The sequence below is a fragment of the Rhodoglobus sp. genome (genome assembly GCF_053580035.1).
This window is the reverse complement of sequence record NZ_JBMDVL010000001.1, coordinates 1196047-1216067: the sequence shown is the minus strand read 5'-3', so window position 1 is coordinate 1216067 and position 20021 is coordinate 1196047. Positions and strand designations below refer to the sequence as shown.

17 protein-coding genes and 1 tRNA gene are annotated in these 20021 nt (G+C 61.4%); 8 read left to right on the top strand and 10 right to left on the bottom strand.

All coding sequences use genetic code 11. The features are described 5' to 3' along the window. Positions 1 to 21: 21 nt before the first annotated feature. The 6 genes from ACOH1Z_RS06010 to ACOH1Z_RS05985 are packed head-to-tail and all read right to left on the bottom strand — an operon-like array spanning position 22 to position 8355. Entirely contained in the window at positions 22 to 978 is a 957-nt protein-coding gene (locus tag ACOH1Z_RS06010) for a pirin family protein (RefSeq protein ID WP_449647535.1), read from the bottom strand. Positions 979 to 1013: 35 nt separating this feature from the next. Continuing rightward, entirely contained in the window at positions 1014 to 2165 is a 1152-nt protein-coding gene (locus ACOH1Z_RS06005; RefSeq protein ID WP_449647534.1) for a peptidase C39 family protein, read from the bottom strand. A gap of 42 nt (positions 2166 to 2207) precedes the next feature. Continuing rightward, positions 2208 to 3839 (bottom strand): dipeptide ABC transporter ATP-binding protein, encoded by a 1632-nt coding sequence (locus ACOH1Z_RS06000; protein WP_449647533.1) that lies wholly within the window; start codon positions 3837 to 3839, stop codon positions 2208 to 2210. After that, the gene (locus ACOH1Z_RS05995) at positions 3836 to 4693 is read right to left on the bottom strand and encodes an ABC transporter permease (RefSeq protein WP_449647532.1); all 858 of its coding nucleotides are present in this window, start codon (positions 4691 to 4693) and stop codon (positions 3836 to 3838) included. The genes ACOH1Z_RS06000 and ACOH1Z_RS05995 overlap by 4 nt, the downstream gene beginning before the upstream one ends. Beyond that, on the bottom strand, positions 4690 to 5679 hold the full coding sequence (locus ACOH1Z_RS05990) for an ABC transporter permease (RefSeq protein WP_449647531.1): 990 nt from the start codon (positions 5677 to 5679) through the stop codon (positions 4690 to 4692). Before ACOH1Z_RS05990 ends, ACOH1Z_RS05995 begins: the two co-directional genes overlap by 4 nt. A 3-nt stretch (positions 5680 to 5682) precedes the next feature. Further along, positions 5683 to 8355 (bottom strand): ABC transporter substrate-binding protein, encoded by a 2673-nt coding sequence (locus ACOH1Z_RS05985; protein ID WP_449647530.1) that lies wholly within the window; start codon positions 8353 to 8355, stop codon positions 5683 to 5685. A 178-nt stretch (positions 8356 to 8533) separates the two neighbouring features. On the opposite strand from ACOH1Z_RS05985, the gene ACOH1Z_RS05980 reads away from it, so the two are divergent. From ACOH1Z_RS05980 to ACOH1Z_RS05955, 6 genes are all read left to right on the top strand, one after another. Beyond that, positions 8534 to 9646, top strand: a complete 1113-nt coding sequence (locus tag ACOH1Z_RS05980) for a hypothetical protein (RefSeq protein WP_449647529.1) — start codon at positions 8534 to 8536, stop codon at positions 9644 to 9646. 168 nt (positions 9647 to 9814) lie between these two features. Then, positions 9815 to 12292, top strand: a complete 2478-nt coding sequence (locus tag ACOH1Z_RS05975; protein ID WP_449647528.1) for an ATP-dependent Clp protease ATP-binding subunit — start codon at positions 9815 to 9817, stop codon at positions 12290 to 12292. A 105-nt stretch (positions 12293 to 12397) separates the two neighbouring features. Beyond that, complete coding sequence (locus ACOH1Z_RS05970; protein ID WP_449647527.1) at positions 12398 to 12901, top strand: amino-acid N-acetyltransferase; 504 nt, start codon at positions 12398 to 12400, stop codon at positions 12899 to 12901. A gap of 26 nt (positions 12902 to 12927) precedes the next feature. Further along, the gene (locus ACOH1Z_RS05965) at positions 12928 to 13539 is read left to right on the top strand and encodes a hypothetical protein (protein ID WP_449647526.1); all 612 of its coding nucleotides are present in this window, start codon (positions 12928 to 12930) and stop codon (positions 13537 to 13539) included. 12 nt (positions 13540 to 13551) lie between these two features. Next, positions 13552 to 13956 (top strand): SseB family protein, encoded by a 405-nt coding sequence (locus ACOH1Z_RS05960; protein ID WP_449647525.1) that lies wholly within the window; start codon positions 13552 to 13554, stop codon positions 13954 to 13956. Positions 13957 to 14142: 186 nt separating this feature from the next. Next, a complete protein-coding gene (locus ACOH1Z_RS05955) occupies positions 14143 to 15261 on the top strand; it encodes a DUF2510 domain-containing protein (protein WP_449647524.1) in 1119 nt (372 codons plus the stop codon). A gap of 91 nt (positions 15262 to 15352) precedes the next feature. On the opposite strand, the gene radA is transcribed toward ACOH1Z_RS05955, so the two are convergent. From radA to ACOH1Z_RS05935, 4 genes are all read right to left on the bottom strand, one after another. Then, a complete protein-coding gene (gene radA, locus ACOH1Z_RS05950; protein ID WP_449647523.1) occupies positions 15353 to 16708 on the bottom strand; it encodes a DNA repair protein RadA in 1356 nt (451 codons plus the stop codon). A 79-nt stretch (positions 16709 to 16787) separates the two neighbouring features. After that, complete coding sequence (locus ACOH1Z_RS05945) at positions 16788 to 17102, bottom strand: metal-sensitive transcriptional regulator (RefSeq protein ID WP_449647522.1); 315 nt, start codon at positions 17100 to 17102, stop codon at positions 16788 to 16790. Between the two features lie 2 nt (positions 17103 to 17104). Then, a complete protein-coding gene (locus tag ACOH1Z_RS05940) occupies positions 17105 to 17407 on the bottom strand; it encodes a rhodanese-like domain-containing protein (protein ID WP_449647521.1) in 303 nt (100 codons plus the stop codon). A gap of 41 nt (positions 17408 to 17448) precedes the next feature. Next, positions 17449 to 19104 carry an FAD-dependent oxidoreductase gene (locus ACOH1Z_RS05935; RefSeq protein ID WP_449647520.1) on the bottom strand — a complete coding sequence of 552 codons (1656 nt, stop codon included), beginning with the start codon at positions 19102 to 19104 and terminating at the stop codon, positions 17449 to 17451. Between the two features lie 179 nt (positions 19105 to 19283). Here ACOH1Z_RS05935 and ACOH1Z_RS05930 point away from each other — a divergent pair, with 179 nt between their 5' ends. Both ACOH1Z_RS05930 and ACOH1Z_RS05925 read left to right on the top strand, forming a co-directional pair. Next, on the top strand, positions 19284 to 19895 hold the full coding sequence (locus ACOH1Z_RS05930) for a hypothetical protein (protein ID WP_449647519.1): 612 nt from the start codon (positions 19284 to 19286) through the stop codon (positions 19893 to 19895). A 36-nt stretch (positions 19896 to 19931) separates the two neighbouring features. Next, positions 19932 to 20021, top strand: a tRNA-Ser gene (locus tag ACOH1Z_RS05925).

Here is a 20021-nt window from a genome sequence, read left to right as displayed (position 1 = left end):
CCCAGAAGTAGTCGCCCAGAACTAGTCGCGCGGTTTCAGTCTGATCGTCGGTAGTTCTGGTGCCGGTAGCGGGTGCCCGTCAAAGTTCTCGACGGTGCCGAAACGTCCAGCGGGGTTGCCGCCAGCAATCACGTCAGCCTGCCACTGCGCACGGAAGTCGACGATCTCGTCGTGGCTGCGCCCGATGAAGTTCCACCACATGATGATGGCTTCGCCGAGCGGTTCGCCACCCAGAAGCAAGAGCCGGGCATCCGTCGCTGCAGTGATCGTTAACTTGGTGGGGCCGGGAGCGAGATAGGCGAGGTGATCGGTGGGGGTCTGCACGCTGGCGACAGTCACGTCTCCGGCATCCACGAGCACACCGTGTTCGAATCCCGCGTTGACGGAAAGCGTGATGGTGGTGCCAGCCGGGATGTTGAGCTGTGCGCCCAGCAGGGGAGAGAAGACGTGCGCCGGTGAGGAGACCCCGGCAAGTTCACCGATAAACACACTGACGCTGGCCCCCTGATGATCGAAGGGGGTTGGTGCGAAATTTTCAAAAGTGGGGGCGGTGTCGCGGTGCGCGTCGGGGAGTGCAACCCACAGCTGGGCCCCGTGCAGCAGGGTCGGCTCGGCGGGCGAGACCTCCGAATGCGAAATGCCGCGACCTGCCGTCATGAGATTCAACTCTCCCGGCCGAACGGTCGCGAGACTGCCGACGCTATCGCGGTGCTCGATGTCGCCGGCAAAAAGCCAACTCACGGTCTGCAATCCCGTGTGGGGATGCGGCGGCACGTGCATCCGCGTGGACTCTGGCCCATAGTGGTCGACGAAACACCAACCACCGATGAGCGAACGGGACCGTTGGGGAAGAGTGCGTCGCACATTCATGGCACGCGGACCGCCGAGCGGTACTTCGCGCGGCGCAAGCAGTTGCACGCCGACCCCGTGCTGCGTTTCACACACCACCTCGGCGGGGTTCTCTTCAGGGTTGCTCACGGCGACTCCTCACCCGATCGTCACGTCGCTGAGAGCTAGCGTGCCACAAAAATCACTCCGCGATAAGCCGGGTCACCAAACGCGATCATCTGGTCGAGCACCGCCAGCGACACCGGTAGATCGTGAGAATCGACCCATGTCTCGCCCTGCTCGGCAGTGATCCACGGATCATTGAGCAGCACGGTGTCGCCCTTTACCGAGTGGGCAACGACCCAGTGCGGGGTAGACGCATCGTGCATGGGCTCTTCTTCAATCAACAGGATTGCGAGTTCGCCGCCCGCCACCCGCGCAGTGATCTGCTCGATCGACAGCGGGGCGGTATGCTGCCGGATGCCGCGGCTCGCGGCCTCGGCGCGAGACTGTGCCTGCAACTGCTCCCGAAACGCGCGCTCTTCGCCCTCATACGTTTCGAGCAGCGTCGGTTCGGTCGTGTCGAGGTGCAGTTCGAGGGTGATGCCGGTCGCGGCCTGAGCGATCACATCGTGCACTGCAACAGCCAGACCGAGAGGTTCACAGGCCGGAAAATTGGTGGCCGCACGCCAGAAGGCAAGTTCGCGCTCGCGGGCATCCTCGTCTTCCGTGTCAGCAAACGGTTCAAGGCCGAGGTGGCTGAGGGCCGTCATCGCGGCGACAGCACCACACGTGAACATCGTCGTCTGGCCGTAATAGCGCAATTGATCGTGCGGCCACGCATCATGCCACAGCACAAAACCACGAACCCCCTGCGTGCCATCAGCAGAGGAAATAGGGTCGCGCAATTCGGTGAAGCCGAGATCGTGAGCGAAACCGGGAAAGTCGGAATCCGCGGGGAGCTGCCATTTGAGGCAAGCGTCACCGCGAGCAACCGAAGCAGCGATGACCTGGTCGAGGAGCGTGCGGCCGGGCGCGTGCACGTTCGCCGCGTGCCTGTCCGCCGCGTCAGCGGGAGCGGCGCCAACCCAGAGGTCAACGAGCTTCGTGTAGCGAGTATTCGGGCGACCCGAGGTGAGGGCGGCGGCACTGCCTGCAGGGGAGTCGAGCATCCACACTTGGGGGTTGTACGGTTCGCGGTCACGTTGCCACTGGGCGGCGCGGTCGGCGCCGAGAGCGTGGATGAGGTGCTTGGGCAGGTCGGCTGGCGCTAGCCGCTTAACGGTTTCAGAACTCGCAGCGGTTGGCGAATCAGGGGCGGAAGTGGAGAGTTCCACGGGATCCTTTCGAGACGATTTCGACAGCTTGTGGCATCGATATCAGTGAGTGGGTGCTTCGTGAATGGACGCGGCAACGAGCGCCTGAGTGTAGGGATGAGTCGGGGTGTTGAGCACTTCGTGGCACCGGCCGGACTCGACAACTTCGCCATTGCGCAGCACATAGACCCGGTCGGCAAGCTGACGTACGACAGCGAGATCGTGGGAAATGAACAGGATCGAGAGCCCGAGATCGGCGCGCAGCTTGGCCAGCAGATCGAGAATCTGTTTCTGCACCGAGACGTCGAGCGCCGACACTGATTCGTCACAAATCAGAAGTTGCGGTTGCACAGCGAGCGCGCGGGCAATCGCCACGCGCTGCCGTTGGCCTCCCGAAAGTTCGGCTGGGCGTTTGCTCGCAAAGTCGGCGGGCAGCTCAACCAACTGCAGAAGCCCATTGAGGTCGGATGCCGGACGCCCCGCCACCCGCAACGCCAACTTCAGCGACCGACCAACACTAATCATCGGGTTTAGCGACGAATACGGGTCTTGGAAGACGATCTGCATTTGCTGGGGTGTTCGTGAGTCACGGCCCGGTGCGAGAGCGACACCATCGAACTCGATCACACCGCTGGTTTCTCGTTCGAGTCCGGCAACACAGCGCGCGATGGTGGTCTTGCCCGAACCGCTCTCGCCGACAATGCCCACAGTCTCGCCGCGGCCCACGGTCACGCTCACCCCATGCAGCACGGCCTTATCGCCGAAGCTCTTGGTGATGTCAGTGGCAACAATGAGATCGGCCGTTTGCGCTGCATCGCCGCCAGCAGCCGCACCGGATGCCGCACGCACGACCCCAGCCGAGCGGTCGGTCAACGAGGGGTCGGCTTCGATCAGCGCCCGAGTGTACGGGTGGCTTGGCGCATTGAGCACGGAGCTCGTGACACCGCGCTCCACAATGTCGCCGTGGCGCATCACGAGCACGTGCTCCGCACGCCCGCGGACCATTCCGAGGTCGTGCGAGATGAGCAATGCGGCCATGCCGCGCTTCTCTTGCAGACCGCGAAGCAGGTCGAGAATCTCACCCTGGTTGCTCGCGTCGAGAGCCGTGGTCGGCTCGTCAGCAATGAGCAGTTCGGGGTCGGTAGCGAGGGCCGCTGCGATGGCAACCCGTTGACGCATTCCGCCGGAGAGTTCGTGCGGGTAGGCGCGGGCGACATCCGGGGGCAGGTTCACCTCGGCGAGGCTTTGCGTGATGCGGGCGGTGCGTTCTTCGCGGCTGAGACGGGTCGCGCTCGCGGCATCGATTGTCATCCCGATTTGGGTGCCGCAACGGTGCACCGGGCTCAGGCTCGTGAACGGATCTTGCAGCAGCAGTGAAATGCGGCGACCACGAGTGGCTCGCCAGACGGCATCCGTTGATGGCAGCTCAATCGTCGCACTCGACAGCGCAATGGTGCCGCGTGCAGTGAAGACGGCAGGTAAGAGCCCGGCGATAGCTTTGGCGGAAAGGGTCTTGCCCGAGCCGGATTCGCCGATGAGCGCAAGGGTTTCGCCTGGCGCGATGGAGAAATCGAAGGGCGCGACAACAACGCCAGCTGGCCCGTCGATCGTGAGCCCAGTGACGGTCACTTGGGCGGTGGTACTGGGGCTGTTCCTGGCTGCAGCGGCAGTGTCAGCTACGTCGGTGTCGGTCATGAGCGTCCCGTTCGAGTCAAGTTTTGGCCAAGCCAGTCACCGACAAGGTTTGCTGCTGAGGCAACGCCGATGATGAGCAGAGCGGGAATAAGAACAGCCGCCGGGTTGTCAATCATGATCGCGCGACCATCCGTGAGCTGACGGCCCCAATCGGCAGTGCCCGGCGCAACACCAACACCCAAGAACGACAGCGACGAGAAGGCGACAAGAGCAAACGCTACGTTGAGCATCGAGTTGGTGATGATCAACGACCACACGTTCGGCAGCACCTGCGTGAACATGATGCGCGTCTTCGAGAGCGACAGCATTTGGGCTGCCTCCACGAAGGGCCGCGCGGCCTGTTCCATAACCCCGGCGCGCACAATGCGGATGTCCGAGGGCGAGAACAGCAAGATCAGCAGCAGCACGGTCATCCAGTAGCCAGCGCCGAAGACGCCAGCAACCACGATCGCTGCCAGCAGCAGCGGAAGTGAGAAGAGAAGGTCGGTCCAGCGCCCGATGATGAAATCGATGGGGCCACGCAAGTAACCCGCAACCGTGCCGAGCAGAATGCCAAGAATCATCGACCCGAGTGCCACGCACACCGGACCAACGAGAGCGGATGCTGCTCCCGCGATCGTCAGAGCAAGCACGTCACGACCGAGTTCGTCGGTGCCGAGAAGGTGACCAGGGCTGCCAGGAGGCAGGAGCGAATCGAGGATCGACTGGGCTGTGGCATCCGGGGCAATCAGATTGCCGAAGAGCACCAAGAAGGCGGCGACTCCGAGTAGGGCGAGCGACAACCACACGGCGACCGGATGCCGGTGGCGCGACCGCGGAAGTTTCGCTAAGACGATAGCTTCGGTGCTGCTCACTGAGCACTCTCCTTGGCGCGGATGCGGGGGTCGAGGAAGATGTAGGCAAGGTCGGCCAGTAGCGCGATGATCGCAATCGTCACGGCCACCAACAGGGTGAGGGCTTGCACGACGGCGATGTCCTTGAACAGCACGGAGCCTTGCAACAGAGTGCCGAGTCCTGGCAGGGCGAAGGTCGTTTCGGCCAGCACTGTGCCGCCGACGAGGAACGTCAACACAAGGCTCGCGCCGGTCACGATGGGGATGGCGGCGTTGCGCAGCGCGATCATATGCACTTGGCGGTCGGGCAGGCCGCGCGCGCGACCAAAGGTTACATAGTCACTTTCGAGTTCGCGCAGCATGGCCGTGCGGGTGAGCTTGAGGATGATCGCGCCAAGTCCGAGCGCCAGAGTGATGGCGGGCAGCACGAGGTGCCAGAGAGTGTCGAGGCCACCGTCGCCCGACCCATAGACAGGAAAGATCGGCAGGTAGAAAGCGAACACATAGAGAAGGAGGAGGCCGATCGCGAAGGTGGGAGCACTGAGACCGATGATGCCGAAGCCGGTCGCGAAACGGTCGATCCAGCTTCCCGAACGAACAGCGCTTTGCACGCCGAGCGGAACGGCGACGATCACAGCAAGAAGGAAAGCGAGGCCACTGAGTGCCGCCGTGATGCCGAGGCGCGAACCAATCACATTCGACACCGAATCTTGCAGGCGAATGGACTGCCCGAAGTCACCGGTGAGGGTGTTGCCGAGCCAGATCAGGTACTGCATGTAGAGCGGTTGATCGAGATTGTATTGCGCCCGGATCGCGGCCACAGCATCCGGAGATGACGGCCGATTGCCGAGCAGGTTCTTGACGATGTCGCCGGGGGCGAGATGCAGCATCGAGAACACGATGATGGAGAGCACCAGAAGGATGCCGATGGTGCCGAGCACGCGCACCACAAGCATGCGGCCCAAGGACCGAGCGTGTGATGCGCGTGCAATCGGGGTGGTTGTCACAGATTATCCAGCGGGAGTGAGCAGGGTCGGCCACGACGAAATGAACGCGAATGAGCTGTAGTTGCTCATGTCGATGTCGTTCGAGAACGCGGTTGCGGATTGTCCCCACCAGAGCGGAACGCTGATGATGTCTTCGGCCTGCAGCGTTTCGGCCTCGATGAGGAGATCGATGCGGGCAGCCTGGTCGGTTTCGGCGCCGACACGTTCGAACAGCGAGAGAACTTCGGGGTTCTCGTAGTTCGAGATGTTGTAGTCGCCGAGCATGTAGGTCGAGACTTCGGCGGGGTCACCCAGCGTGGAGAAGTACCACATGAGGCCAACGCCGTAGCTGCTGTCTTGTTCGAGGCTCGCAAGCCATTCCTCGATCGGAACTTCGCGCACGTTCAGCGTGATGCCGATCTTGGAGAGGTTCTCGGCGAGCGACTGAGCGGCGGTGCCGAGTTGTGGCCCAGTGGAGGGGAACAGGATGTCGGTCTCGAAGCCATCCGGGTGATCGGAGCCCGCGAGTGCTGCGGCGGCCGCGTCGAGGTCGAACGGGTACTGCGGGATGGTCGAGAGTAGGTCGCGAGCATCGTCAGCGCTGTAGACGCTTCCGAGGGATTCGGGTGTAGCAATCGCGGTGGCTACTTCGCCATGACCGCGCAGCAACTTGTCGACGATCGTGGTGCGGTCAACACTGTGGGCGAACGCTTCGCGCACCTTCGGGTCGTTGAACGGCTCGAGAGCGGTGTTGAAGTACATGCCGACATAGGAGAGGTCGTTGACGTAGTCGACACGCATGTTGCTGAGGTCTTCCCACTGGGTCGACTGCGCGAGCGGAACATTGAAGGCCACGTCGATGTCGCCAGACTGGGCGGCAAGAAGGCGAGTTCCCTCATCCGGAATGAACTTCACGTTGATGTTCTTCACTTCGGGAAGGTCGCCCCACCAGGTGTCTACGCGTTCGAAGTTCACGTGGGAGTCGGGAACAAACTCGGTGACCTTGTATGGCCCTGAGCCGAGAAGCAGGGCGCTGCTGGTGCCGACTTCGCCGTTGTTCTCTTCCCAGAACTTTTGCGAGGTGATGAAGGCGGCGCCACCCGTGCTCATGTTGGCGGCGAATGCTGCGTCGGGGGCAGAGAGCGTGACGGTGACTTCGAGGTCGCCGGTCTTTTCGACGCTCTCAACGCCGCCCAAGTAGTACGAGAGGCCGGGCGAGCTGGTTTCGTCGCGCGCCTGCTCGAGGCTGAACACGACGTCATCGGCGGTCACCGGGGTGCCGTCTTGGAACATGGCATCGTCGCGCAGTTCGTAAACGTAGGTCACGTCATCCGGCTGGTCCCACGATTCGGCAAGGCCAGGCTGTAGGGCCCCGTCAGCGTCGATCGAGACCAGGCCTTCTTGAGTGATGGAGGCAATGTAGTAGTTGAGGATGCCGCTCTCGGCGCCAACGTAGAGGCTTGAGAGAGACCCAGGCAGGGCAACCGTGATGGTGTCAATGTTGCCATCGCCGGTGGGTGCGTTCGAGGTGGCGCAGCCCGCGAGCAAGAGGGCCGAGGCGGCGACGGCGACGGTGGAGGCCCGAGCCCCCTTGGCCAGGGTGGAGTTAGTAGATCTCATGCGAAGTTCGTGCCTTTCGGTGAGCGTTACAGGAGGGGTGAAGGGTGCGGATGAAAATTTCGCGCGTTGGAGGTGCGAGTGCTGTGACAGTGCCGCGCGATCACTGCTGGTTTTCCGGGCCACTTCTCGCATGGCGAGCAGCCGGAGTGCCACTGCGATGCTGGGAGTGTCGGCTGAGTCGTCGAGCGTTGTCGCATAGATGCGTCGACGAAGTTTGGGTTGTAAATCGAGGGCGACGACGCCGTCGGGCAGGGCTGTGGTGGCCAAGGCGAGTTCTGAGAGGAACGTCACGCCGATTCCGGATGCCACGAGCGCAAGCGCCGCGCCAGCTGTCGTGACATCGTGCCGCAGGGTGGGTTTCTCGCCGAGGGCGGTCGCGACGGTGACGAGTTGCGCGGTGCACGTTGCCGGGCCACCGATCCACGTAAACGGAAGAAGCGCTGCGACACTCGCTGACGCCCCGAGCTGATCGGCGGTGGCCCGAGGCACGATAGCGAGCACGTTCTCGGAGAGCAAGAAGCGCGAGCGCAGCCCTTCGGCGCTCGTGTGTGAGCTTGATGTGATGGTGTGGTCGCTCGCGTAGCGGTAGTCGAGGGCGATATCGGCGCGACCATCGGCAACAGCTTTGAGGGCGGCATCCGGTGCTGCTTCGCTGAATTCGACGTGGATGCCCGGAAACTCTCGATCGAGACGCGAGAGCAGTGGCGCGATGATGCTGGCGACGGCGGCGGGGAATGCGGCGAGGCGAACGGCGCCGCGGTCGAGACCGAGGTGCGCGGTGAGTTCGCTGGCGGCGGCAGTGATGGCGGCGTCGATGCGGGGCGCGTGGCGGGCAAGAAGGGCGCCGGCTTCGGTGAGTTCCATGCCGCGCGGGGTGCGAGCAACTAGGGCGATGTTCAGGCGGGCTTCGCTGCGCTTGAGCTGTTGGGTGATCGCGGGCTGGCTGAATCCGAGGCGACGGGCCGCGGCTGAAACGCTGCCGGTTTCGTGAATGGCAACGAGGATGCGCAGCATGTGGAGATCGAGCGCGCGCGTGAGTTCGTCAAGGGTGGCGGATTCGTGCGGTGCGTCCTGCATAACGACACCTTATGGCCAAACGCCCTCTATATAACGTTACAGAATGATTAACTTTGGCCAGGACCCAGAGAGCCATGTTTGGGGGAAGGCTGGGTTGCATCGCGAAACGTACTCTTAAACCGAGATCAGTCCTCGTGATTCGGAGCTATTTCGCGGGCCCGAAACGTAAGGTTGAATCATGACTTTTACTCGGCGGATCGTGAACGCTCTGGCCGCTGTCGCTCTGCTCGCACCAGTGCTAGGGGGATGCACCGTTGACGGTGGTGCAGAATCCGATCTCCGCATCGAAGGATTCTCGGAGTCGCAGCAGCGCGATTTCCTCCACAGTCTGGCTCAGATCAGAACGATTCCGGGAGTGGGCGAAGTGTCGTGGGTGGCAACCCCCGATAGCTTGTGGGAGAGCTACGCGACGATTGAGGTCGGAGTGAGCGAGGCATTCGCGGCTGATCGGCTGGGCACCGTCGCGGCGATGCTGAATCAGTTCGACGGCAACGGCAACGGGCCTGGGTTGCCAGTCTCGTTCAGCATTCGGCTTCCCGGTGACGATGACGGTGGCTTCACGGTGTCGGGCCTCGGCCTTCCTCGTGACACCGTCGTGGAGAACTATCGGTACTGGCGTGAAATCACCGCCGCTATGGAACTCGATGTGAGGATGGACCTCCAAGTGACCAACCTCGGCGATGTTGGCTACCTGCGGGTGCTCTCGGCTCCGTCCAATATGCATCCGCTTCAACTGCTGCACCACCTCTCTGACAATTACGACGCGCTCGCAGCACTTTCGCCCGTTGAGGGAAACCCGGGCGATGCGCTCTCGCGTGCCGGCAGGCAAAGTTTTGAGCTCTGGTCCTTCCCTGGACTGCAATCGTCAGGTTCGCTCCCACCGCGTGAAGTGGTGGACCTCAGCGAGGGGATCAGTAGGTTCTTCCCGTTGCTCATAAATGCGTGGCTCCCCTCCAACTCGAGTGGTGACACTAGCGACTTCGAGGGCGGAGGAGTGCGTTGGTCCGACGACGAAACGGCGCTGCAGGGTCGCGGGGTGGAGATTATCTCCAGCGAGTACCGCGAGGAGGATTGGCCTGCGATTGTCGCTGCTGCCGCACTCACTTCTCAGCTCGCGGGGATGGACTTCCGATACTTCTCATTCGACCGAGAGTTCTACTTCCACACCTCAACCTGCGAGGGAACCGTCCAGAAGACAGACGACGATCAAGCACTCTTTGACGCGGTGCAGGCGAGCGGCGTCACGCTGCTGGATGGCGCTGCCGCTGGACAGTGCATCCCTGACTTCTAAGTGAGTGCGAGTGATGTTCGTGGATCAGCCCCGGCCCCGGCGCGTGCATTCGTGAGCAGTAGCCCAGCACAGTCACGCCTAGGGCGAACACCGGACTATTTCACGATTTCACTGGTTAGTCTCTTTACATCGGTACCGAATTCGTAGCGGTATCAAAGGAGTGAAGAGATGTTTGAGAGATTTACCGACCGCGCCCGTCGTGTAGTCGTTTTGGCCCAAGAAGAGGCCAAGATGCTCAACCACAACTACATCGGCACAGAGCACATTTTGCTTGGCCTCATTCATGAGGGCGAGGGAGTTGCCGCTAAGGCACTCGAGTCGCTGGGTATTTCACTCGACTCCGTGCGCGAGCAGGTGCAAGACATTATTGGCCAGGGTCAGCAGCAGCCGACCGGTCACATCCCCTTCACGCCGCGTGCCAAGAAGGTACTCGAGCTGAGCCTGCGCGAAGCGCTGCAGCTCGGCCACAACTACATCGGCACAGAGCACATCCTGTTGGGCCTCATCCGTGAGGGCGAAGGCGTTGCTGCCCAGGTTCTCGTGAAGCTCGGCGCTGACCTCAACAAGGTTCGTCAGCAGGTCATCCAGCTCCTCGGAAGCTTCCAGGGCAAAGAGGCTGTCGCTGTTGGTGGCAACGATGCGACTCCCGATAAGGGTTCGCAGGTTCTTGACCAGTTCGGCCGCAACCTCACTCAGGCGGCTCGCGACGGCAAGCTCGACCCCGTAATCGGCCGCGAGAAGGAGATGGAACGTGTTATGCAGATCCTCTCCCGTCGCAGCAAGAACAACCCTGTCCTTATCGGTGAACCCGGCGTGGGTAAGACCGCGGTTGTTGAGGGACTCGCGATCGCCATCGTTAACGGTGACGTGCCGGAGACTCTGAAAGACAAGCAGCTTTACTCGCTCGACCTCGGTTCGCTCATCGCTGGTAGCCGCTACCGCGGTGACTTCGAAGAGCGCCTCAAGAAGGTCACCAAGGAGATCCGCACCCGCGGCGACATCATCGTCTTCATTGACGAAATCCACACCCTCGTTGGTGCTGGTGCCGCTGAGGGCGCAATCGACGCTGCCTCTATCCTCAAGCCGCTGCTTGCTCGGGGTGAGCTCCAGACGATCGGTGCAACGACTCTCGACGAGTACCGCAAGCACTTCGAGAAGGATGCCGCGCTTGAGCGTCGCTTCCAGTCGGTTCAGGTTCACGAACCTAACCTTCCGCACACCATCAACATCCTGAAGGGACTTCGCGACCGCTACGAGTCCTTCCACAAGGTGTCCATCACTGACGGCGCCATTGTTGCTGCAGCAAACCTTGCCGACCGTTATGTGTCTGACCGGTTCCTGCCAGACAAGGCAATCGACCTTCTGGATGAAGCGGGCGCACGTTTGCGTCTCTCCATCCTTTCCGCGCCCCCTGAGTTGCGTGAATTCGACGACAAGATCGCCGAAGTTCGTGGCCAAAAAGAGGGCGCAATCGAAGACCAAGACTTCGAGAAGGCCGCTAGCCTGCGCGACGAAGAGAAGAAGCTCCTGGGCGAGCGTCTTCGCCTTGAGAAGCAGTGGAAGTCTGGCGACGTCGGCGCAAGCGGAATTGTGGATGAAGGTCTGATTGCCGAAGTTCTGGCAGCAGCAACCGGCATCCCCGTGTTCAAGCTCACTGAAGAAGAGTCCAGCCGACTCATCTTCATGGAGAAGGCCCTGCACATGCGTGTCATTGGTCAAGAAGAAGCCATCTCGGTTCTCTCCAAGACCATTCGCCGCACGCGTGCTGGCCTCAAGGACCCCAACCGCCCAAGTGGTTCGTTCATCTTCGCCGGTCCGACCGGTGTCGGTAAGACCGAACTTGCTAAGGCCCTTGCCGAGTTCTTGTTCGACGACGAGTCGGCCATGATCTCGCTCGATATGAGTGAATACGGCGAAAAGCACACCGTTTCGCGCCTGTTCGGTGCGCCTCCCGGATTCGTAGGATTCGAAGAGGGTGGCCAGCTCACCGAGAAGGTGCGCCGCAAGCCATTCAGTGTTGTGCTCTTCGATGAGATCGAGAAAGCTCACCCCGACATCTTCAACTCGCTCCTGCAGATCCTCGAAGAGGGTCGCTTGACCGACGGCCAGGGTCGCGTGATCGACTTCAAGAACACTGTCATCATCATGACCACCAACCTGGGTACCAAGGACATCACCGCTGGCCCGATGGGCTTCCAGGTGGAGGGTGACTCGGCAACAAGCTACGACCGCATGCGTGGCAAGGTGGTTGAAGAGCTCAAGAAGCACTTCAAGCCAGAGTTCCTCAACCGTGTTGATGAGACGATCGTGTTCCCGCAGCTCAGCAAGCCAGAGCTGTTGCAGATCGTCGACCTCTTCATCAAGCGACTCTCCGAGCGCATGATGGATCGCGACCTCACCGTCGAGCTCACTGTTCCCGCCAAGGAGCGCCTCATCGAAGTCGGGTTCGACCCCGCCCTCGGTGCGCGACCGCTCCGCCGCGCAGTGCAGCACGAAGTTGAAGACGCTCTGAGTGAGAAAATCCTGCACGGCGAACTCAATGCCGGCGACCACGTGCACGTTGACTTCGTTGACAGCCAGTTCGTGTTCACTACCAGCCGCCAGCCTGGTCTCCCCGAAAAGGAACCAGCTGAGGTCGAGGCCTAAACCTCACCCCTAGCGAAAAGTGGCTGGGCCACACCGAAAGGTGTCGGCCCAGCCACTTCGTCGTTAACGCGGAGAATTGGTTGCCAGCAGCGGTACCTTTATTCCGTGACCACCTTCAGCGTTCGCCCCGCGACTACCGCCGACGTTCGGGCAATTCAGTCTCTCGTTGAACCGCTCGTCAACGAACGGATCCTGCTCGGCAAAGACCTCGTCGTCTTCTATGAAGCGGTGCAAGAGTTTCGCGTTGCAGTGACTCCTGAGGGCCAGGTGATCGGATGCGGGGCGCTGCACGTGATGTGGCAAGACTTAGCCGAAGTGCGAACGTTGGCTGTCGCATCCGAGTGGCTTGGTCGTGGGGTCGGCCACGCACTGCTCGATCAGATCGAGCGTGATGCTTACACTCTTGGCCTCGAACGGCTGTTCTGCCTGACGTTTGAGACCGCTTTCTTTACCCGCCACGGTTTTGAGCCCGTCATCGAAGAGCTTGTTGATCCGGCCGTTTTTGCCCAACTGTCGCTGTCTCCCGACGAGGGAGTTGCCGAATTCCTTGATCTTTCCCGTGTGAAACCCAATACCCTCGGCAACACGCGCATGCTGAAGCGCCTTTAGCGGCCCGAGACGTTTAGCCTTACCGTATGTCGACGTTTCGGAATCCGGTCGGCCCGCAGTCAAGCAGCGTCTACTGGCGCCGACGCTTGATCCTCGGGCTGGGGCTCCTTGCCGTGATCGTAATCATCTTGCTGATCGTCTTCGGCCCTAAGGCGTCAACTGATCCCGCCAACGGGCCAGGTGAGACTACAGCGGCAGAGTCGAACACTCCCGCCGCCACCGATTCCACTGGTTCAATGATTTGTGACCCAGCCAAGCTCACGCTTGAAGCGATCACCGATGCTACGAGCTATGCCGAGGGTCAAAAGCCTCAGTTGTCGTTCTCCCTCAAGAGCACCATGACGGAACCGTGCGTTGTTGACGCGGGCAGCGACATCCAAGAATTTGTTATCACTAGTGGCAGTGATGAAATTTGGAACTCCAAGCACTGCCAGACCGGTGGCGAAGCGACAACGGTTATCCTGCAACCGGGTGTTCCCGTTCAATCCAGCTCGATCGAATGGGATCGCACCCGGTCCGCCACCGACACGTGTGAGTCGGATCGTCCCGTGGTTTCGGCCGGCGGTGCGAGCTATCACCTCGAAGTCTCCGTTGGGGACATTTCTTCAGAAAGCACCAAGCAGTTCTTGTTGAACTAGCCAGGATTAGTCATGGATTCTTCATCCTCAACGGCGCAGAGCGCCGAATTCAGTTCGCCCATGCTCGCGCAGGCGCTAGAGACTGGCGACCCGCTCGCGGTCGCTTTGGCGCTCCGGAACGACCGCGTGATCGTGCCAATGCTCAGCGACCGCGAAGACGACGCAGCCCAAGTGCGTGTTTTCCGACGCGGGGAGGCCGACAAGTACATGCTGTTGCTGTTCTCGTCGGTAGAGACGTATGTCGCGATGCTTCCTGAAGAATCCGACCATCAGGTCGTTGCTTACCAAGCGGAGGACCTGCTGGGTTTCCTCGAGACCAATCGCGGCGTGATTGAATCTGTCTGGTTTGATGTTGCTGGGCCTCACACCATGCAGGCTTCGCCCGATGACATCGTGGATGCGCTAACACTTTCGTGATTGCCGACGCGACTGTGTCACAGCTGCGTTAACTTTCTGGTGTTTGCCGATCTGAGGTAGACGTCCCAGTTCAGGGGGCAATGGCCCCAAATTGGTCCATTTTGGGCCCATTTCGGCACTCTTTCGGGTTACATACAGCTAGGGCCGAACATCAATGTTATAAACAGGGCTTTCTATCAGTCGTCTGTGACGGTTACTCTGTTCAACGTGGAAGACAACAGTTTCGGTGTGCCAGCGGGATGGTACCCAGACCCCTTGGGTTTACCCCAGTTGCGCTGGTGGGATGCCCAAGCCTGGACTGAACACACCTCAGATGCTCGTGCCCCTATTGTCGTGCAGCCAAGCACCAAACTGGCCTTCGCCGATGACGACTACGACGACGACGCGGATGAACTTCCGTCGCGACGTGAACAGCGTGATCGGGAGCGCAACGTCAATGGTGAGTACCTCGTCACCGAGACTCGCAGCGAGCCGGAGCCAGAGACGGCACCAGTTCATGACGAACTGAGCGCTCAGCCTCTGCTCGCGATGACACTGCGCGAACTTGAAGCGCCTGTCGACGAGAACCGCACGGAAGAGCCTCAGCTGCTCCCCAAGTCGGCAACTGCCCACGCGAACACGATGCCTGGCGCATCCACCCTCAGCGCCTACGCTGAAGAAGAAGAAGCACCAGCGCGCGAGATTCGCCAACACCGCACCTACAACGCGGCTGTGTGGCTTATCGCAATCCTGCCTCTTGTGCAGCTTCTGACAAGCATGTTCTTGATCGCGTTTGCGGGCCTCGGCAATAACTTGCCGCTGCTGCTCGTCGTGTGGATCGCACCGTACGTAGTCGTTCTTGGTCTTGCCGCCTACGACAACCTCCTACTGCAGGTATGGGGTCACGAACGTCCAGCGAATGCTGCGTGGGCTTTCTTGACTGCACCGGTTTATCTGGTTATTCGCGGCATCCGCACGATGCGTGAGACCGGTAAGGGAATCGCTCCGATCGCTACCTGGTCGGGAACAGTGGTTTCGCTGGTAATCGGAATGCTGGTTCTTCCTGGACTGGTTATTTCCCTTATTCCTCAAACCTTCAGTACGCAGATCGAGAACTCGGTCCAGGCGCAGGCTGCAGCGTTGGGCGCAAACATTGAGCTTGACTGTCCAACCACTCCACCGGTACTGATCGGCGAGACATTCACGTGTCGCGCAGTGAAGCCATCTAACGGTCAGCGTGACTCGATTCTGGTGAGCTTGCAGCGCGAGAACGGCTGGATCAGCTGGCGCGTAGAGGACTGGGGTCTCTGGACCCTGTTCGGCTAACCAACAGTTCATCACCTAGCGTCGCAACGGCGGCTCATCCTCGGATGGGCCGCCGTTGCTGCGTGCTGGGGGAGTGGCGTGAATGGTTTTCTTAGAACTCGGGGATCTGCACGCGCTCTTCGGTCGCCCCGGCGAAGGCAAGGCGTAGGGCTTCGCGCACATGGAGAGCTTCAGAGTCGATCACGGTGCCGAAGCCAAGTCTGGCCGCTTCAGCAAGTCGTTGCTTAGCTGACGAGGCTGGCCGAATTTCACCGGCAAGGCTGATCTCGCCAACGACGGCCATTGCTGGAGCAAACGCTTTGTCTTTGTAGGCGCTGGCAATAGCTAACGCGATGGCGAGGTCGGCTCCCGGTTCTGTGACACGGATGCCGCCAACAGTGGAGACGTAGACGTCGAATCCGGAGAGGGGGATTCCCGCTCGCCGCTCGAGCACCGCGAGCAGCATCGCAACTCGTGAGGCATCGACTCCGTTGACGACGCGTCGTGGTTGCGGAGCTTGCGACTTCACGATGAGCGCTTGGACTTCGACGGGTAGGGCGCGTCTGCCCTCTAAGGCGATGGTGACGCAGGTGCCGCTCACGGGTTGGCGAGCGTGGGAAAGGAAGAGGCCACTGGGGTCGGAGACTTCGGCGATGCCTTCGCCGGTCATTTCGAAGCAACCCACTTCTTCGGTTGAGCCGAAACGGTTTTTGTGCGCGCGAACGAAGCGAAGGGCGGTCTGGCGGTCGCCTTCGAACTGCAGAACGACATCCACGAGGTGTTCCAGCAGGCGGGGGCCGGCGATGGTGCCGTCTTTGGTGACGTGGCCGACGAGGAGAACGGGCAGGTTGCGGTCTTTGCTGACCCGGATGAGGGTGGAGGCGACTTCGCGAACTTGCGAGGGGCCACCGGCAATGCCTTCGGTGGCGGCGGAGGCGACTGTTTGCACAGAGTCGACGATCACCAGTTGCGGTTTGACGTGATCGATCTGGCCGATGATGGTACCGAGGTCGGTTTCTGCGGCAAGGAACAGTGAGGGGTGAAGCGCGTTAGTGCGTTCGGCACGCAGACGGACTTGACTGACAGACTCTTCGGCCGTCACGTAGAGCACGCGTTGACCGGATGCTGCCGCCCGGGAGGCGACTTCGAGCAGAAGGGTAGATTTGCCGACGCCGGGTTCGCCGCTCAGCAGTATGGCAGCGCCGGGAACGACACCTCCGCCGAGCACGCGATCGAACTCGTTGATGCCGCTTGGCCAGTGCGCGACGGATTCGGCACCGATCTCGGTGATGGATCGTGCGCCGCTGGCGTCGGACACCGCAACGGTGGCCACTCGCTTGGTGATTCCGGTGGCGGCACCAGCTTCGACCACGGTGCCCCACTGCTGGCATTCACCGCAGCGGCCAACCCATTTGATGCTCGACCAGCCGCACTCAGTGCAGCGAAAATTACTTACAGCTCGGGCCATGCTTCAACCCTAGGCGCGGCGACTGACACCGCAGGGCACTCGCTCGGTTCTGTGAGTTCAGGAGCGCCGTGCCGTGCTGTTAGGCCAGGCTGAGAAAGAGTTTCTCGATGTCGTCTGAGGTCATTCCGTCGTGGCTGCCTTCGCCATCCTTATCGTCGACGACGCAGGATTGCAATGCGTTGGCGATGATCATGTACCCGGCACGGTCGAGCGCTTTACTCACGGCTGCCAGCTGGGTGACGACGTCTTTGCAGTTGGACTCTGGTCCCATTGATTCGATGAGGGCCCGCAGTTGTCCTTCGGCGCGCTTGAGTCGGTTCATGACTTTGCGCATCGCTTCGGGATCGTGTCCGGTTGGCGGCTCGACCTCGTCACGAGTGATGGTGCTTGTCATTGCTAGCTCTCTTTCTTGACGGGCAAGCCGGAGTTGCGCCAGGCCGAGGTGCCGCCCTCGACGTTGACGGCATCGAAGCCTTGAGTGCTGAGCCATTCGACGGCCTGCGCGCTGCGTCCACCACTTTCGCAGATGACGTAGACGGTGTCATCGCGGTCGAGTTCTTCAACGCGGGCAACAAGTTCTCCTAACGGAATACTTGCTGCTGTCGGTGCATGCCCTGAGACGTATTCGTAGGGTTCACGCACATCGATGATGACGGGGCTGGCAAGTTCGGAAAGTGTTTGGGTGGTAACGGTGTTCATGGTTCGATCCTTAAGGGTTACTCGGTTGGTTGTGGGGAAAACTAGGCGGTGGCGGCGGCCCAAGTGCGGTAGCCACCATCGAGGTTGACGGCGTCATAACCGTGCTGGGCGAGAATGCGCACGGCGGTGTGGCCGCGCTGTCCGACCTGGCAGTGCACGATCACGCGGTGATCGCCGAGCTCACTGAGGCGGCTGCGCAGATCGTCGAGAGGAATGTTCACGGCGTGAGGGATGGCGCCTCGCCCGAATTCGGCGGGGGTTCGAACATCCACCAGCAGGCTGCCTGCGTCAAGCTCGGCATCGATTTCGTGCCACTGGATTGAGGCACTCAGCCCGTCGCGCAGATTCTTGGCGACGTAGCCGAGGTGGTTGATCGGGTCTTTCGCTGAGCCGTACTGCGGCGCGTAGGCGAGCTCGAGGTCAGCGAGGGAGCTGGCGGTGAGCCCCGCGCTTGCGGCGGTGGCAAGAACATCCATTCGCTTATCAACGCCATCGCGTCCCACTGCTTGGGCCCCGAGGATGAGGTCGGTGTCTGCGTCAATGATGAGCTTGAGTGAGAGTGATTCTGCGCCGGGGTAGTAGCCAGCGTGCGACACCGGGTGGGTGTGGATGACGCGGATGTTGCGGTCTGCTGCGCGAAGTGCGCGCTCGGTGGAGCCGAGGCTTGCCGCGGTGAGATCGAAGACGCCGACAATGGCGGTGCCGAGAGCCGGCTTGGAGTGCACGTGATCGCCGGCGAGGGTGTCGGCAAGGTAGCGACCGTCTCGGTTTGCGGGGCCGGCAAGGGCGATGAGTTCATGTTCGCCGCTGATCGCACCGACCTTCTCTGCAACGTCGCCGACCGCATAAATGTGGGGTGCACTCGTCTGGTAGCCAGCAGTGACGCGGATGCCGCCAGCAGCGCCAACGGCGAGGCCGGCGTGAACGGCAAGCACGTTGTCCGGTCGCACACCGACGGCCGCGACGACAACGTCTGCCGCGACACTAGAGCCATCACTGAGTTGGACGCTTGAGTCATGCACCACAACTGCTTCGGTGCCGAGCCGGAGGTCGACGCCATTCTCACGCAAGTGGGTTTCCACCGGGGTGACCATTTCGGCGTCGAGGGTAGCGAGCACGTGGGCGGGGCGCTGCACAAGAGTGACCTTGAGGCCGCGCTTGGCGAGGTTTTCGGCCATCTCGATGCCGATGTAACCCGCACCCAAGACGACGACGTTCGCGGTCGTGGGGTCGAGCTCACCGAGGGAAGAGTGGAGGGCGTCAACATCTTCGATATTGCGGAGCACGAGCATCCGGTCGCTGCCGGGGATTGCGGGGAGAGTTGCACTGGCGCCTGTGGCGATGACGAGTTCATCGAAGTGCTCGGTAGTTGTGGTGTTGTCGGCGCTGTTGTGCACCGTGATGGTGTGGCCGGCGGGGTCGATTGCGGTGGCTTCGTGGTTCACGCGCACGTCGAGGCCGAAGCGGCTGCCGAGGCTCGCGGGGGTCTGCAGTAGCAGGTTGTCGCGTTCGGTGATGACACCACCGAGGTAGTAGGCGAGGCCGCAGTTGGCGAAAGAGACGTGACCGCTGCGTTCGAAGATGATGATTTCGGCGTGCTCGTCGCGACGGCGCATGCGGGTGGCGAAGGACATTCCGGCGGCAACTCCACCGATAACGAGGATGCGGCGGGGGTGGTGTGTGGTGGCGGTGCTCATTAGTCGAGCATACCCCCGGGGGTATGGCGCCGGCTAGTTGTTCTCTCGAAGCTGAACCTACGCTGGGCGAGCTGCATTAGCAACCGGCCATCCGATGCTCTAACACGGGGACATTGTATGAGGAATGCGCGACTTATTGGGGGTTCGTGCCTACGATGGAACACGAACAAGGGAGCACCGTGGCCACTGACAAGAAAATTGATCCTCGATTCGACCCAGCCTTCCAACGCGGTTACGCCGAAGGTGGCCAGGGAGCGCACGCCGACGCGGTGCGGGCTGCGCGCACCGTCGACTCCCTTCGCGACAATGTTGCCGATGTGCAATTTGCGCGCCCCGCCAGAACCGTGGCCGCTGGAGGCAACCAGGCATCGGCGCCAGAACGGGCAGCATCGCCAGCGGCAACAACTGCGCACCCCTCTGAGCAGCCAGCCAGCCCTCTTGGAGCTGGGCTCGGACTCGAACAGCAGTGGGGTCCAACTCCGCAATCGCACTATGTGGATGATGCGGGCGCGCTCGCCGAATCGACCCCGGTTACCCGCGGTAAAAGCCTCGCTCGCAGCCCTTGGATTTATGTGCTCTGGGTCATCGGTGGTGTCGGCATGGTGCTTGGCGGCGGAATCCAAGCCTGGGTGTATGCCGTCTACTACCGATTCGGTAGCTCCTCGTCCTCCGGCATTGACTGGGCACAAGTGGCGATCGCCATCGCTCCCGGGCTAATGCAGCTTGGCGCGATCTGTATCGGATTGGCGCTTCTGACCCACACGCTCAACTGGATGCGCAAAAACGCGTGAACGCACGCCCCCGTTATCTGTACTAAACTCTCTCCCGGTACCGTGTCCGAGCGGCCGAAGGTGCAACTCTCGAAAAGTTGTGTGCGTGAAAGCGCACCGTGGGTTCAAATCCCACCGGTACCGCCA

Bases quoted from the DNA above. Each gene is read 5' to 3' on its own strand.
- ACOH1Z_RS06000 (WP_449647533.1), bottom strand. From the start codon at position 3,839: ATGACCGACACCGACGTAGCTGACACTGCCGCTGCAGCCAGGAACAGC.
- ACOH1Z_RS05985 (WP_449647530.1), bottom strand. From the start codon at position 8,355: ATGCAGGACGCACCGCACGAATCCGCCACCCTTGACGAACTCACGCGC.
- ACOH1Z_RS05980 (WP_449647529.1), top strand. From the start codon at position 8,534: ATGACTTTTACTCGGCGGATCGTGAACGCTCTGGCCGCTGTCGCTCTG.
- ACOH1Z_RS05975 (WP_449647528.1), top strand. From the start codon at position 9,815: ATGTTTGAGAGATTTACCGACCGCGCCCGTCGTGTAGTCGTTTTGGCC.
- ACOH1Z_RS05965 (WP_449647526.1), top strand. From the start codon at position 12,928: ATGTCGACGTTTCGGAATCCGGTCGGCCCGCAGTCAAGCAGCGTCTAC.
- ACOH1Z_RS05960 (WP_449647525.1), top strand. From the start codon at position 13,552: ATGGATTCTTCATCCTCAACGGCGCAGAGCGCCGAATTCAGTTCGCCC.
- radA (WP_449647523.1), bottom strand. From the start codon at position 16,708: ATGGCCCGAGCTGTAAGTAATTTTCGCTGCACTGAGTGCGGCTGGTCG.
- ACOH1Z_RS05945 (WP_449647522.1), bottom strand. From the start codon at position 17,102: ATGACAAGCACCATCACTCGTGACGAGGTCGAGCCGCCAACCGGACAC.
- ACOH1Z_RS05940 (WP_449647521.1), bottom strand. From the start codon at position 17,407: ATGAACACCGTTACCACCCAAACACTTTCCGAACTTGCCAGCCCCGTC.
- ACOH1Z_RS05935 (WP_449647520.1), bottom strand. From the start codon at position 19,104: ATGAGCACCGCCACCACACACCACCCCCGCCGCATCCTCGTTATCGGT.